Source organism: Pseudomonas sp. LBUM1669 (assembly GCF_059695705.1).
The window spans coordinates 261,371-275,675 of sequence record NZ_CP166784.1; the positions used below are offsets into that span (position 1 = coordinate 261,371).

General features: G+C 60.7%; 13 protein-coding genes. 7 read left to right on the top strand and 6 right to left on the bottom strand.

Going from position 1 to position 14,305, the window contains the following annotated elements; all coding sequences use genetic code 11:
- Positions 1-70: 70 nt before the first annotated feature.
- Positions 71-958 carry a LysR family transcriptional regulator gene (locus ACA051_RS01215; RefSeq protein WP_497373174.1) on the bottom strand — a complete coding sequence of 296 codons (888 nt, stop codon included), beginning with the start codon at positions 956-958 and terminating at the stop codon, positions 71-73.
- 136 nt (positions 959-1,094) lie between these two features.
- Here ACA051_RS01215 and lysM point away from each other — a divergent pair, with 136 nt between their 5' ends.
- Positions 1,095-1,538, top strand: coding sequence for a peptidoglycan-binding protein LysM (lysM, locus tag ACA051_RS01220; RefSeq protein ID WP_497296969.1), 444 nt, complete (start codon positions 1,095-1,097; stop codon positions 1,536-1,538).
- 117 nt (positions 1,539-1,655) lie between these two features.
- On the opposite strand, the gene yrfG is transcribed toward lysM, so the two are convergent.
- Entirely contained in the window at positions 1,656-2,318 is a 663-nt protein-coding gene (yrfG, locus tag ACA051_RS01225) for a GMP/IMP nucleotidase (protein WP_497306985.1), read from the bottom strand.
- Positions 2,319-2,408: 90 nt separating this feature from the next.
- Here yrfG and nudE point away from each other — a divergent pair, with 90 nt between their 5' ends.
- Together nudE and cysQ are read left to right on the top strand one after the other, a co-directional pair.
- The gene (nudE, locus tag ACA051_RS01230) at positions 2,409-2,975 is read left to right on the top strand and encodes an ADP compounds hydrolase NudE (protein ID WP_497306987.1); all 567 of its coding nucleotides are present in this window, start codon (positions 2,409-2,411) and stop codon (positions 2,973-2,975) included.
- Positions 2,972-3,799 (top strand): 3'(2'),5'-bisphosphate nucleotidase CysQ, encoded by an 828-nt coding sequence (gene cysQ / locus ACA051_RS01235; RefSeq protein ID WP_497373176.1) that lies wholly within the window; start codon positions 2,972-2,974, stop codon positions 3,797-3,799. Before nudE ends, cysQ begins: the two co-directional genes overlap by 4 nt.
- A 170-nt stretch (positions 3,800-3,969) precedes the next feature.
- On the opposite strand, the gene ACA051_RS01240 is transcribed toward cysQ, so the two are convergent.
- The 4 genes from ACA051_RS01240 to rfbC all read right to left on the bottom strand — a co-directional run bounded on the left by ACA051_RS01240 (position 3,970) and on the right by rfbC (position 8,317).
- A complete protein-coding gene (locus ACA051_RS01240; protein WP_497373178.1) occupies positions 3,970-4,425 on the bottom strand; it encodes a YiiD C-terminal domain-containing protein in 456 nt (151 codons plus the stop codon).
- A 40-nt stretch (positions 4,426-4,465) separates the two neighbouring features.
- The gene (locus tag ACA051_RS01245) at positions 4,466-5,860 is read right to left on the bottom strand and encodes a sigma-54-dependent transcriptional regulator (protein WP_497373180.1); all 1,395 of its coding nucleotides are present in this window, start codon (positions 5,858-5,860) and stop codon (positions 4,466-4,468) included.
- Positions 5,857-7,665 carry a sensor histidine kinase gene (locus ACA051_RS01250; protein ID WP_497373183.1) on the bottom strand — a complete coding sequence of 603 codons (1,809 nt, stop codon included), beginning with the start codon at positions 7,663-7,665 and terminating at the stop codon, positions 5,857-5,859. Before ACA051_RS01250 ends, ACA051_RS01245 begins: the two co-directional genes overlap by 4 nt.
- 106 nt (positions 7,666-7,771) lie before the next feature.
- Positions 7,772-8,317, bottom strand: a complete 546-nt coding sequence (rfbC, locus tag ACA051_RS01255) for a dTDP-4-dehydrorhamnose 3,5-epimerase (protein WP_497306994.1) — start codon at positions 8,315-8,317, stop codon at positions 7,772-7,774.
- Positions 8,318-8,621: 304 nt separating this feature from the next.
- On the opposite strand from rfbC, the gene ACA051_RS01260 reads away from it, so the two are divergent.
- From ACA051_RS01260 to ACA051_RS01275, 4 genes are all read left to right on the top strand, one after another.
- Positions 8,622-11,534, top strand: coding sequence for an aminotransferase (locus ACA051_RS01260; RefSeq protein ID WP_497373185.1), 2,913 nt, complete (start codon positions 8,622-8,624; stop codon positions 11,532-11,534).
- 296 nt (positions 11,535-11,830) lie between these two features.
- Positions 11,831-12,709: an N-carbamoylputrescine amidase gene (gene aguB / locus ACA051_RS01265; RefSeq protein WP_497306998.1), complete on the top strand. Its 879-nt coding sequence runs from the start codon at positions 11,831-11,833 to the stop codon at positions 12,707-12,709.
- A gap of 4 nt (positions 12,710-12,713) precedes the next feature.
- Positions 12,714-13,820: an agmatine deiminase gene (aguA, locus tag ACA051_RS01270; RefSeq protein ID WP_497373187.1), complete on the top strand. Its 1,107-nt coding sequence runs from the start codon at positions 12,714-12,716 to the stop codon at positions 13,818-13,820.
- Between the two features lie 245 nt (positions 13,821-14,065).
- Positions 14,066-14,278, top strand: coding sequence for a hypothetical protein (locus ACA051_RS01275; RefSeq protein WP_094469623.1), 213 nt, complete (start codon positions 14,066-14,068; stop codon positions 14,276-14,278).
- The last annotated feature ends 27 nt before the right edge of the window (positions 14,279-14,305 follow it).

Genomic DNA, 14,305 nt, shown 5'->3' on the forward strand with positions numbered 1-14,305 from the left:
GCTTTAAGCCTAGGCGCGTCAACTTGTCGCGTCTAATCGCTTATACCGATCTACCGATAGATGACGTCGATCAAGAAGCTGTCAGCGATTTCTGATAGATCGCAAAACAGGCTTCAGCCAGCGCCGAACGAGGGGCACTACGGCGCATGATCAGCCCCAGCCGGGCAAGGGTCTGGGCGTTTTCGATGGGTTGCAGGCGCAAGTGATCGGTGAGATTTTCCAAACCGCCATCCAACGGCATCACCGCGCAGCAAAGGCCGCCGTGCACCGCTTGTAACAATTGATGGACGGCGTCGGTCTGCAGAAGCGGCTGGGGCGTCAGGCCGCGGCTGTGGAAATTGTGATCGATCGACTGGCGAAAATGCATGCCGCTGGTGAGCATGCCCAGCGGCAGTTCGATCAATGACTCCCAACTCAACGGCGCCTCGCCGAAGCTGAAGAAGCGCTGATCGTAGAGCAGGCCCATGTGGGTCTCGCTGAAGGCCAGGGAATCGAAACGCTCGTTGTCCAGGCGCTCCAGGTACGAGACGCCGAGGTCCAGGCGGTTGTTCGCCAGTTGCTCGAGGATTTGTTCGGAGCTCAGGGCCGAGAGTTCAAAGCGCAAGTTCGGGTGCTCGGCATGCAGGCGTTGCATCAACGGCAGCGGATCGAAACTCGACAGCGGCACCACGCCCAACCGCAGCGTACCGACCAGATTGCCGCGACAGGCGGCGGCCTCAGCCTGCAAGCCGTCGTAGGCGGCCATCACCGTGCGCGCCCACGCCAGCACGCGTTCGCCCGGCGCGGTGAAGCCTTCGAAGCGCTGGCCGCGATTGACCAGCGGCAGGTCGAGTTCTTCTTCGAGGCTGCGCAGGCGCATGGACAGGGTCGGCTGGGTGATATGACAGCGCGCGGCGGCCTGGCCGAAGTGGCGTGTTTCGTCGAGGGCGATGAGGAATTTCAGCTGCTTGATGTCCATCTTCGCTCCAGGGCGCGGTGAAGGGGGGATTCTAGCGCTTGCGCCGGATCAACGTCATTGGTCGGGTTGGAGCCAGGGGTTTGAAGCTTGGTCTAGGCTTTTGCGTCTGGAACCTAAAACCCAAGGAGAGTGCATCATGAGTCTTTTGAGCTTTGTGAAAGAAGCGGGCGAAAAACTGCTGGATCTGCTGACACCCGGCAATGCCAATGCCAGTGAGCAGTTGAAGGAACACATCAGCAAGGTCGGCCTGGGTAATCCGAACGTGCAGGCCACGGTAGATGGCGACAAAGTCACCGTCACCGGTGAAGTGGCAACCCAGGAGGAGAAGGAAAAAATTCTGCTGGCTGTGGGCAATATCGCTGGCGTTGGTAGTGTTGATGATCAGATTACCGTCGCCGGTGGGGCGACGCTGGTGGAGGCGAAGTTCGTTGTGGTTGAGAAGGGCGACACCCTCAGCGCGATTTCCCTGCGCGTGTACGGCGACGCCAACAAGTATCAAAAAATCTTCGATGCAAACAAACCGATGCTCAAGGACGTGAACAAGATCTATCCGGGGCAGTCATTGCGGATTCCTGAATAATCTTGAGATCGCTTTCGCGGGCAAGCCTCGCTCCTACAGTTTTAGGTCGTACGCAGACTTCGCGAACGGCACGGACTTGTAGGAGCGAGGCTTGCCCGCGAACCAGGCGCCTCGGTCTCAAAGCCCTGCAATCAACTCCCGATAATCCCCCACCGCCGCAAACTCCGCCGTGTCCTTCGGCCCTTTGCGACTGTCGGGCTCACTCACCGCCAACAAATGCGCCACCCCAAAACTGCGCGCACTGCGCAGGATCGGCAACGTGTCGTCGATAAACAGGCTACGCGCCGGGTCGAACCCGATGTCGGCCTGCAAGGCATCCCAGAACTGCGGATTTTCCTTGGGAAAACCGTAGTCATGCGAGCTGATCAACCGCTCGAAATACGGTGCCAGTTCAATCCGTTCCAGTTTCAATGACAGCGAATCACGGTGAGCATTGGTAATCATCACCACGCGTTTCCCCGCCTGTTTGATCGCCGCCAGAAACGTGTCCGCGTCCGGGCGCAGTGCGATCAGGTGAGCGGTTTCCAGTTTCAGTTCACGCACCGACAGCTTCAGCTCGGCGCTCCAGAAATCCAGGCAATACCACTGCAACTGACCGGCGTTGCGTTCGAACAGCGGCTGCAATTCCATCTCGGCCATGGCCCGGCTGACCCCGTGCAACTCGGCATAACGCTGAGGCAGGTGCTCCATCCAGAAATGGTTGTCGTAGTGCAGGTCCAGCAGCGTGCCGTCCATATCCAGCAGAACGGTATCGATGTCGCGCCAGGGCAGCAGGGACATAAAAAACTTCTCCAGCGGTAAAAAAGATATCCGAGGTCAACAATCAGGATAGGCCGGGTATAGTAACCCGCTATCGCCCAGGAGCCGCTTATGCGCCAGAAACCCACCGTACTCGCCCGCGAGATCGTCGCCACCAGTCGTTTGTTTTGCGTCGAGGAGCTGAAGCTGCGCTTTTCCAATGGCGTGGAGCGCACCTACGAGCGTTTGGTCGGCAAAGGGGCCGGGTATGGAGCGGTGATGATTGTGGCGATGCTCGATGCGGATCATGCCGTGCTGGTCGAAGAGTATTGCGGCGGCACCGATGCCTATGAGCTGTCGTTGCCCAAGGGATTGATCGAGCCGGGCGAGGACGTGCTGGCGGCGGCCGAGCGCGAGCTCAAGGAAGAGGCCGGGTATGGTGCGCGGCAGCTGGAGCACCTGACCGAGTTGTCGTTGTCCCCCGGTTACATGAGCCAGAAGATCCAGGTGGTGCTGGCCACTGATCTGTACGAAGAACGCCTGGAGGGCGACGAACCCGAGCCGATGGGCGTGGACAAGATCAACCTGCGCGAGCTGTCGGCCCTGGCGCAGAACCCGCGATTCACGGAGGGCCGTGCCTTGGCGGCGCTGTACCTGGCCCGTGATCTGCTGACTCAGCGTGGGGTGTTTGTGCCATGAATTTTCCGCATCCATTGATGGCGCCGGTGGTTGAGCTGGCATTGAAGGCTGGCGAAGCGATTCTGCCGTTCTGGCGCTCGGGCGTGGCGGTTACTGCAAAGTCTGATGATTCACCCGTGACGGCTGCGGACTTGGCCGCCCACCATTTGATTCTGGACGGACTGACGGCGCTGGACCCGAGCATTCCGGTGCTGTCCGAAGAAGACGCCAATATCCCCCAGAGCGTGCGCGCCGGCTGGCAGCGCTGGTGGCTGGTGGACCCGTTGGACGGGACCAAGGAGTTCATCTCCGGCAGCGAAGAGTTCACCGTCAACATTGCGCTGATCGAGCAGGGCCGGGTCGTGTTTGGCGTGGTCTCGATGCCGACCAACGGGCGGTTTTATGTCGGCGGTGCCGGTCTGGGCGCGTGGCGTGGCGACATAGGTGCCGACGTGCTGCCGATTCAGGTTCGCGAGGTGCCGGCGCCGGGTGAGGCGTTTACCGTGGTCGCCAGCCGCCGACATTCAAGCCCCGAGCAGGAGCGCTTGCTGGCCGGGTTGAATGCCAGTCTGGGTGAGCTGCAACTGGCGAATATCGGCAGTTCGTTGAAGTTCTGTTTGCTGGCGGAAGGGGCGGCGGATTGTTATCCGCGCCTGGCGCCGACTTCGCAGTGGGACACGGCGGCGGCTCAAGGCGTGCTGGAAGGGGCGGGCGGTGAGGTGCTGGATTTGAGCGGGAAGCCGTTTTGTTATCCGGCGCGGGAATCGTTGTTGAATGAGTTCTTTTTGGCGCTGCCGGCGAAGGCTGCGTGGCGGGAGAAGTTACTGGAACTGGCCCGATCCTGAGTTCACCCAAACCTGTGGCGAGGGAGCTTGCTCCCGCTGGGCTGCGAAGCGGCCCCAAAACCCAGACACCGCGCAGCATCAGTTAAACCCGGCTGCCTGATTTGAGACGGCTGCGCCCGAGCGCGGACCGGCCGGCGGGAGCAAGCTCCCTCGCCACAGGTTTTGTGTCTTTACCGGTGCAGGACGTACTGCCCGGTAAACCTCACCGCATCGTCATTGCTATCGGCATTGACGATCCGCGAATGCAGTGCCAACCGCGCACGTCCGTATCGCTGATACGTCGCCAAAAACTTCTTCCACACCGCCGCACTTGGCGCCTGGCAGATCGCAATCGCGTCCAGGGTCACCGGCAGCGGATAGGTGATGTGCCCCTCGTGAATCACGATGTGCCCGCCTTCAACCCCTTCTTCATGCAATCGCAAATGCAGCCAGCCCCAGCCTGCCAGCACCGCGCCGCAATACAGGCTGCCGCCGAACATGGTGCTTTTGTGATTGACGTTGGCGTCCAGCGGCAAGTGCAGGCGCAGTTGCTGGTCGTGCCAGTCGAGCACTTTGAGGCCCATGTCCCGGGTCAACGGAATATCGCGATGGAGGACTGATTCCAGGTGACGACTGTCGCGGCTCATTCACGGGTCTCTTTTTTAAAGATGATGATGGGACGGTAGCTCAATCGAGTTCGTCGGTGTGGCTGCTGGCGCCACCGTCGGCGAAGTTCAGGCCGTGCTTGCGCAGTTTGTCGTGCAAGGTCTTGCGCGGAATGCCGAGGGCTTCGGCGAGGCTGCGCACTGAGCTGTGAGGGCGCGTCAGTTCGGCGGCAATCAACGATTTCTCGAAGTTTTCCACTTGCTCGCTCAGGCCACCGCTGACCACTTCGACGTTCATACCGACAGCGCCATCCGATGCGTTATTGTCCAGGGCCAGTTCCAGGCCCAGGGCAAAACGTTCGGCAGCGTTTTGCAGTTCCCTCACGTTGCCCGGCCAGGTGTGGCGCAGCAGCAGAGCGCGTTGCCCCGGTTGCAGTTCATGGGGCGGCAAGCCATGGCGGGCGCTGGCTTCATCGGCGAAATGCTGGAACAGCATCAGCGCGTCTTCGCCGCGTTCGCGCAACGGTGGGATGCGCAGCGGTGCGACGTTCAGGCGGTAATACAAGTCGGCCCGGAAGCGGCCCTGATCGGCGGATTGACGCAGGTCTTCCTTGGTCGCGGCGATGATGCGGATGTCCAGCGGGATCAACTGATTGCCGCCCAAGCGCTCGACCACCCGCTCTTGCAGCATGCGCAGCAATTTCACTTGTACATCCAGGCTCATGCTTTCAATTTCGTCGAGGAACAGCGTGCCGCCGTTGGCGAATTCGAACTTGCCGATGCGACGCTTTTGCGCGCCTGTAAACGCACCTGGCTCGTGACCGAACAGCTCGCTTTCCACCACCGATTCGGCCAGTGCGCCGGCGTTGATCGCCACGAACGGGCCGTTACGTCGACTCGACAGATCGTGCAGTGCCCGGGCCACGACTTCTTTGCCAGCACCGGTTTCGCCGAGGATCAGCACGTCGGCCCTGGTCGCCGCCAGCGCGCCAATTTGCTCGCGCAAGCGCAGCATCGGCGCCGAGTGCCCCACCAATCGGGTGCTCAGTTCATTGCGATCGCTCAGGGCCAGACGCAGGCTGCGGTTATCCAGCACCAGTCGGCGCAGAGCCAAGGCACGGCGCACGCTGTCCAGCAGCGCGTCGCTGGCGAAGGGTTTTTCCAGGAAGTCATAAGCGCCGGCGCGCATCGCTTGCACGGCCAGCGGCACATCGCCGTGGCCGGTGATCAGCAGCACCGGCAGATCCGGGTCCTGGGCATGCAGTTCGGTCAGTAATTCGAGGCCGTCCATGCCCGGCATGCGGATGTCACTGACCACTACACCCGGCCAGTCGCGCTCCAATTGAGCGGCCAAGCCCTTGGCTTCGCCGAGCGGCAGGATCTTCAGGCCGGCGAGGTCCAGTGTTTGGCTCAGGGCCTGACGCAGGTGGGGATCGTCGTCGATCAGCACGACCTGGATGCGGTTGTCGATGGTCATGCACTTCGGTCCTCGGACGGTTGCAGGCTCACGCCCGGCGCGCCTGCGCGCAACTTCAGGGTAATCAGGGCGCCGCCTTCCTTGTGGTTGGCGAACGACAGTTCACCGCCGAAGGCGCGCATCAGGGTTTCGCAAATTGCCAGCCCTAACCCAAGCCCCTGAGTGCGGGTCTTGGTGGTGTAGAAGGGCTCGCTGGCGCGGCCAAGGGCCTCCATGCAAAAGCCGGGGCCGTTGTCGCGAATGTACAGAATGACGCCGTCCGCGGTGGATTGGGCACTCAACCAGAGTTTACGCGGCGGGCCTTTTTCGGTCAGTGCGTCCAGCGCGTTGGCCAACAGGTTGCCGAGCACCTGGCGCAGACGGGTTTCCCCGGCCTCGACCCACAGCGTGGCCGCCGGTAAATCGCGGATCAATTCGACTTCCATGCTGCGCCGACGCTTGGCCAGCAACGCCAGGGCGTCATCAAGCGCCGGTTGCAGGGCGACGCTTTCCGGGGCATGGCGATCGCGCCGGGCGAAGGCGCGCAGGTGGGCGATGATCGACGCCATGCGCCCGGTCAGTTCGCTGATCAGTTTGAGGTTGCCGCGGGCATCGTCGGTGCGCTGATGATCGAGCAGCACTTCGGCGTTTTCCGCGTAGCTGCGAATGGCGGCGAGCGGTTGATTCAATTCGTGGCTGATGCTCGCGGACATCGTCCCCAGCGCCGACAGCTTGCCCGCTTGCACCAGGTCGTCCTGGGCGTGCACCAGTTCCTGCTGGGCGTGTTCGCGCTCCAGCACTTCCTGTTTCAGTCGACGGTTGAGGCCTTCGAGGTCGCTGGTCCGTTCGGCGACCCGGCCTTCCAGTTCCCGCCGGGCCTTGGCTTCGAAGGCGATGCGGTCGAGGTAATGGCGGCGGCGCTGCATCATCAAGCCGAGCAGCAGCATCACTACCAGTAACGTCGCGCCGCCAATGGCGACGACGGTGCGCACCGGGCGGTCGATCAGGGTGCGTGGGGCGAGGATGCTGACATTCCAGCCGGTTTCGGCGATCTGCTGCGACTGGGTCAGCCAGGCGTTGGGGTTGAGTTTCAACGGTTTCGGATCGCGGGTCGGGTACGGCTGGATCGCAGTGATCGCTTTGCTTTCTTCTTCGTTCAAGGGCCGGGTCGAGCGGAATCGCCACTCAGGCCGCGACGTGAGGATGACCACGCCGTTATGGTCAGTCAGCAGCAGTTGTTCCGGGGTTTTGCCCCACAGGCTTTCGGTGTGGTCCAGGTCGACCTTGACCACCAGCACGCCGATGATTTTCTCGCCGTTGCGCACGGCGGCGGCGAAGAAATAGCCGCGCTTGGCTGACGTTGTGCCTAAACCGAAAAAGCGCCCGAGCCGCCCGGCCATCGCTTCGCTGAAATACGGACGGAAGGAAAAATTGCGGCCGACGAAACTGTCGTGTTTATCCCAGTTCGACGCGGCGAGGGTCTTGCCCGTGGTGTCCATCAGATACATGACTTCGGCGCCGGTCTGGGCGCTGATGTTTTTCAGCAAGCGATTGGCATTGCCTTGGGTGACGCTGTCGTCCGGCGCCCCGAGCACCGCGCGCAGGGCCGGCAGGTCGCCGAGGATCTGCGGCAACACTTCATAACGGTGCAGCGTGCCCAGCAGGTTGGCGACGTAAAGGTCGAGGGTCTGACGGTTCTGCCCGGCCAGTTCGCTGCGGTAATAACGCTCGGCCAGATGCTCCAGCGGCCACAGCAACGGCGCCAGGCACAGTGCAAGCAGTGCGAGGCTGCGCCAGCGGGGTCTGCGGGGGAGGGTCGGAGTCATGAGCATCTAGCGCCTGTGGGTACCGGCGCATTATGCCTAGGCTTGCCGGCGCAGTCTGCGCACCATGGGGCAGGCACGCCTGTACGGTGAACATTCGGACAGCGTTTCAGGAAAAGACGTCAGCGTCCTTGAAGAACGCAGCGGCTTGATCTTTGCCGGACAGTTGCGGTGCTTCGTCCAGTTGCCAGTCAATGGCCAGGTCCGGGTCATCCCAACGGATGCTGCGCTCCGCCGACGGTGTGTAATAGTCAGTGGTTTTGTAAAGAAACTCGGCAAAATCACTCAACACCACAAATCCGTGTGCGAAACCTTCCGGAATCCATAGTTGGCGATTGTTCTCGGCGGACAGGCGCACGGCGACCCATTTGCCGAATTGCGGCGAGCTGCGACGAATGTCCACGGCCACATCAAGCACTTCACCGACGGTGACGCGCACCAATTTGCCTTGAGTGTTTTCCAGTTGGTAGTGCAGGCCGCGCAGCACACCTTTTTGCGAGCGGGAATGGTTGTCCTGAACAAACTGTGTGGCCAGGCCCGTCGCTTCTTCGAAAGCCTTCGCGTTGAAACTTTCATAGAAAAAGCCACGCTCGTCACCAAATACCTTGGGTTCGATGATTAGAACACCGGGCAGATCGGTGGTGACTACATTCATATCCTTTCTCCAGCAATTGGCGTTGATGGCCGACATTCTTGCGCAAAGTGCCAGCCGGCGCGAGTGGTGTGGTTTATCAGGACAGAATTGGCGACTTGAGCCCGTCAGCCAAGCCTCACCGTTTGACAGTGAAAGGCGACGCATTGTGGTTATGTTCGTTTCTCCATGAAGTCGGGGTCAATTAAAGCAATCCGGGGTTCGTGCAGGAAAGTTCAGCTAAGAGGTTGCAGGTTTGAGAGGGGGGTTGCGTATCGCCTCAAGCAGTGGCGATATAAGCACCTAATAAAATTTCAGAGGTCGTTGTATGCCGCTCGCCACGTTGATTCACCGCGCCAGTTTGCCCAGCCCGCAAGTGACTGCGGAGCAAGCGCTAGAGCTGCTGGAGGGACATTACGGGCTGAGTGGAAGGTTGCACGCCCTGGGCAGCCAGCAGGACCTCAACTTTCGGGTCGACAGCGATCAAGGGCGTTTCGTCCTGAAAATTTGCCGTGGCGACTATTCGGCGCTGGAGCTGCAAGCCCAGCATGCCGGGCTCAAGCAGTTGGGTGAACACTCCGGCGTGCATGTGCCGCGAGTGATTCCCTCTATGAGCGGTGCAGACCTGCTCACGCTGGAAGTCGGTGGTCAGGCCGTGCATGTGCGCCTGCTCGATTACATCGAAGGCCAGTCGCTGACGCACCTTGATCATTTGCCCGGTCCGGTGGTGGCCGGTTTCGGTCGACTCTGCGGCGAAATGGACCTGGCGCTGACCGCTTTCGAGCATCCGGGCCTTGAGCGCACGCTGCAGTGGGACGCCCGCCACGCCAGCGCGCTGATTGGCCATTTGCTGCCGGTGATCAAGGATGATGCACAACGCCGGTTGATCGCCGAAGCGGCGGAACGGGCCGAGCGCCATTTGCAGCCGCTGGTGGAAAAGCTGCCGGTGCAGGCGATTCACATGGACATCACCGACGACAACGTGGTCTGGCAGCGCGACTCGCAACGCCAGTGGCAGTTGCAGGGCGTGATCGATTTCGGCGACCTGATCCGTACCTGGCGCATTACCGATCTGTCAGTCACCTGCGCGGCGTTGCTGCATCACGCCGATGGCGATCCATTCTATATTTTGCCGGCGGTCCAGGCTTATCACGCGGTCAATCCCCTCACGCATGAAGAACTGCTGGCGCTGTGGCCGCTGATCGTCGCGCGCGCGGCGGTGCTGGTGCTCAGTGGCGAACAGCAAGTCAGCATTGATCCGGGCAATGATTACAGCCGCGACAACCTGACCCATGAGTGGGAGATCTTTCGCGTAGCCACGTCGCTGCCGCTGGAATTGATGGAAGCGGCGATCCTGACGTCGGTCGGTCAGGCACTGCCGGGCATTGGCAGCGAGGGTTTCGCACCGTTGCTGCCGAGCCTGGTGGGGCGTGAATTTGCCTTGATTGATCTGGGCGTGCTGAGCCCGCATTTTGAGGCGGGCAACTGGGAGCAGGAGGGGATTGATCAGCGTTTGCTGACTGAAGCTGCGGCGGCTCACGGATTGGCGGCCAGTCGTTATGGTCAATACCGGCTGTCCCGTACTCGTCCAGATAGCTCAGGCGAACCCGACACCTGCCCGTTGCACGTGGAGTTGCGAGTGCCAAACGGCACGGCGGTCGAGTCGCCGTTTGCCGGCGTGGTGCATCAGCCGGCGGCGGGTGTGCTGCAACTGGACGGCCCGCAACTGAGCGTGCGGTTGTGGGGCGTGACGCCGTCGCTGCACTCCGGTGCGGCGTTGGTCAAAGGTCAGGTGTTGGGCGCGGTCAGCGGGCCGTTGATTGTGCAGTTGAGCCGAGGCGCTTCGTTCGATGCGCCGTTGTTTTGCACGCCGTCTCGCGCTGCGGCCTGGCAAGCTTTGTGCCCGTCACCGGCAGCGCTGCTGGGACTGGCTTGCGATGCTGAAGCCGAGCTCGATTCGCAGACATTGCTGGCGCGCCGCGACGCCAGTTTCGCGCGCACGCAAAAGCACTATTACGTCGACCCGCCACGCATCGAGCGCGGCTGGCGCAATCACTTGATCGACATGCAGGGCCGTTCCTACCTGGACATGCTCAACAACGTCGCAGTCCTCGGCCACGGGCATCCGCGCATGGCGGCGGTGGCCAGTCGTCAGTGGTCGTTGCTCAATACCAACTCGCGCTTCAACTACGCCGCGGTGGCCGAGTTTTCCGAGCGTTTGCTGAAGTTGTCGCCGGAAGGCATGGACCGGGTGTTTCTGGTCAACAGCGGCAGCGAGGCCAACGACTTGGCCATTCGTCTGGCGTGGGCCTACAGCGGCGGTCGCGACATGCTTAGCGTGCTGGAGGCTTATCACGGCTGGACAGTGGGCGCGGACGCGGTCTCGACCTCGATTGCCGATAACCCTAAAGCCTTGAGCAGCCGCCCGGATTGGGTGCATCCGGTGACCGCGCCGAATACCTATCGCGGCGAATTCCGTGGCCCGGGCAGCGCGCCGGACTACGTGCGCAGCGTTGAACACAACCTGGCAAAAATAGCTGAGCAGAAACGCCAGTTGGCCGGTTTCATCTGCGAGCCGGTGTACGGCAATGCCGGCGGGATCTCGCTGCCGCCGGGCTATCTGAAACAGGTGTATGCGCTGGTACGCGCGCAGGGCGGCGTGTGTATCGCCGACGAAGTGCAGGTCGGTTATGGGCGCATGGGCAACTTTTTCTGGGGCTTCGAAGAGCAAGGCGTGGTGCCGGACATCATCACCATGGCCAAAGGCATGGGCAACGGCCAACCGTTGGGCGCGGTGATCACCCGCCGGGAAATCGCCGAAGCGCTGGAGGCCGAGGGTTATTTCTTCTCGTCGGCCGGTGGTAGTCCGGTCAGTTGCCAGATCGGCATGGCGGTGCTGGATGTGATGGAGGAAGAAAAGCTCTGGGAAAACGCTCAGGTGGTGGGCGAGTATTTCAAGGATCGGCTTGAGGCACTGATTGATATTCATCCGTTGGTGGGCGCGGTGCATGGTTCCGGCTTCTATCTGGGGGTCGAGCTGATCCGCAACCGCGAGACCCTGGAACCGGCGACCGAAGAAACCACGGCGCTGTGTGATCGGTTGCGGGAGTTGGGGATTTTCATGCAGCCGACGGGGGATTACCTGAACGTCCTCAAGATCAAACCACCGATGGTGACCTCGCGCCGGAGTGTGGATTTCTTTGTCGACATGCTCTCGAAGGTGTTGGATGAAGGGTTGTAAGGCTTGATATCGCCTTCGCGGGCAAGCCTCGCTCCTACAGAAACTGCGCGATTTCAAAATTGGCGCATGACCTGTAGAAGCGAGGCTTGCCCGCGAAGGTTTCTTCAAGAACATCGATTGTTATCGGGTTTAAGTGCTTAAAAATAGACAGATTGAAGACTAATTGCTTTTAAAGTCGATTTTTATCGGCTATAAAGTCGCCATTGCTCACGGCGTGTTTCATCGCGTCCGTGCTTCTCGTTTCTGTCATCGGTCGAGGCCACGCTCGACCCACAGCACTTGCCCGGAGATGATTCATGAGCCGTATCGTTACCGTCGCCGCCACCCAGATGGCCTGTTCCTGGGACCTAGAAGCCAACATCGAGACCGCTGAGAAACTGGTCCGTGAGGCTGCAGCCAAAGGCGCGCAGATCATCCTGATCCAGGAACTGTTCGAGGCGCCGTACTTCTGCCAGAAGCCGAACCCCGATTATCTGCAACTGGCCACGACGGTTGAAGATAACGTCGCCATCAAGCACTTCCAGAACGTCGCCAAGGAACTGCAAGTGGTGCTGCCGATCAGCTTTTATGAACTGGCTGGCCGCGCTCGTTTTAACAGCATCGCGATCATCGATGCCGACGGCAGCAACCTCGGGATTTATCGTAAAAGCCACATCCCGGACGGCCCGGGTTACCACGAAAAGTATTACTTCAACCCGGGCGATACCGGCTTCAAAGTCTGGAACACCCGTTACGCGAAAATCGGCGTGGGCATCTGCTGGGATCAGTGGTTCCCGGAGTGCGCCCGCAGCATGGCGTTGCTCGGCGCGGAAATCCTGTTCTACCCGACCGCCATCGGCAGCGAGCCGCACGACAAGACCATTTCTTCCCGCGACCACTGGCAACGCGTGCAACAAGGCCATGCCGGCGCCAACCTGATGCCGCTGATCGCCAGCAACCGCATCGGCAATGAAGAACAGGACGGCTACGACATCACGTTCTACGGCTCGTCGTTCATCGCCAACCAGTTCGGCGAAAAGGTCCAGGAACTCGACAAGACCGAAGAAGGCGTGCTGGTTCAGAGCTTCGACCTCGACGAACTGGAGCACATTCGCAGCGCGTGGGGATCATTCCGTGATCGTCGCCCGAACCTATACAATGCGATCAAAACCCTCGACGGTTCCCTGGAGTCCTGATCGCATGACCACTTTAAACAGCACCCCGCGCGCCGACGGCTTCTACATGCCCGCCGAGTGGGCGCCACAAACCCAGACCTGGATGATCTGGCCGGAGCGCCCGGACAACTGGCGCCTGGGTGGCAAACCCGCGCAAGCCGCGCACGTGGCCGTCGCCAAAGCCATCGCCCGTTTCGAGCCGGTGACCGTGGCGGTCTCCGCCGGCCAATACGAAAACGCCCGTGCCCGCCTCGACGTGCCGAATATTCGTGTGGTCGAGATGTCCAGCGACGACGCCTGGGTTCGCGACACTGGCCCGACGTTCGTCATCAATAACAGTGGCGAAGTCCGTGGTGTGAACTGGGACTTCAACTCGTGGGGCGGTTTCGATGGCGGGTTGTACTCGCCGTGGAACCGCGACTCGCAGGTGGGCGGCAAGATCCTCGAGATCGAGCGCAGTCAGCGCTACCGTACCGAGGGCTTCGTGCTCGAGGGTGGTTCGATTCACGTCGATGGTGAAGGCACCCTGATCACCACCGAAGAATGCCTGCTCAACCGCAATCGCAACCCGCACCTTAATCGTGCAGACATCGAAGCGGTGCTCAGCGCTCATCTGGCTGTGGATAAGATCATCTGGTTGCCGGACGGTCTGTTCAACGACGAAACCGACGGTCATGTGGATAACTTCTGCTGCTACGTGCGTCCGGGCGAAGTTTTGCTGGCCTGGACCGATGATCCGCAGGACCCGAACTACCCGCGCTGCCAGGCGGCAATGAAGGTGCTGGAAAGCAGCACCGATGCCAAAGGTCGCCCATTCACGGTGCACAAGATGCCGATCCCGGGGCCGCTGTATGCGACCGAGGAAGAATGCGCCGGCGTGGATCCGGTGGACGGGACTCAGGAACGTAATCCAACCGTTCGTCTGGCCGGTTCCTACGTGAACTTCCTGATTGTCAACGGCGGCATCATCGCACCGAGCTTCGACGACCCTCTGGACGGTCCGGCGAAAGAGATTTTGCAGGGGCTGTTCCCGCAGCACGAAGTGGTGATGGTGCCAGGCCGCGAACTGTTACTGGGGGGCGGCAATATCCACTGCCTTACCCAACAGCAACCGGCGCCGCACAAGGAGTGAGTGAGGTTGTAACAGCGTGAGTTGATGGTTCAGCCAATCGAGCAAACGTCAACCACCGCATCGACAGTAAAAGCCCGCAGCCCTTATGGGCTGCGGGCTTTTTTGTATCCGCTTGTCGACAGCCCGGAAATATTGGCACAGCTCTTGTATCTCTCAAGGCGTAAAACAGGGAGGGGGAGAACTGCGATGTTCTGTCATAAACCTTGGATAAGTTAGCCGCTCAGGAATCAGGAGAGAGCGCTGAAATGAACGCCGAAGTGAACGTAGTGAGCGAGCGGGCGTTGCATCCCCTGGCAGTCAATAGCGAATCGCTCCAGGTGCTGGCGCACTGGTTGAAGTCCAATGGAACGCGTCAGATCAGAGAACCTGATCCGCGCCGGATGATGATCGAGCGTTACCCCGCTGGTTTGTTCAGCGAGGCGGAACTGGAAGCGTTGTGGGATGTGATGGAAGGATAAGAAGAAAAAACAAAGGATTGATAAAGC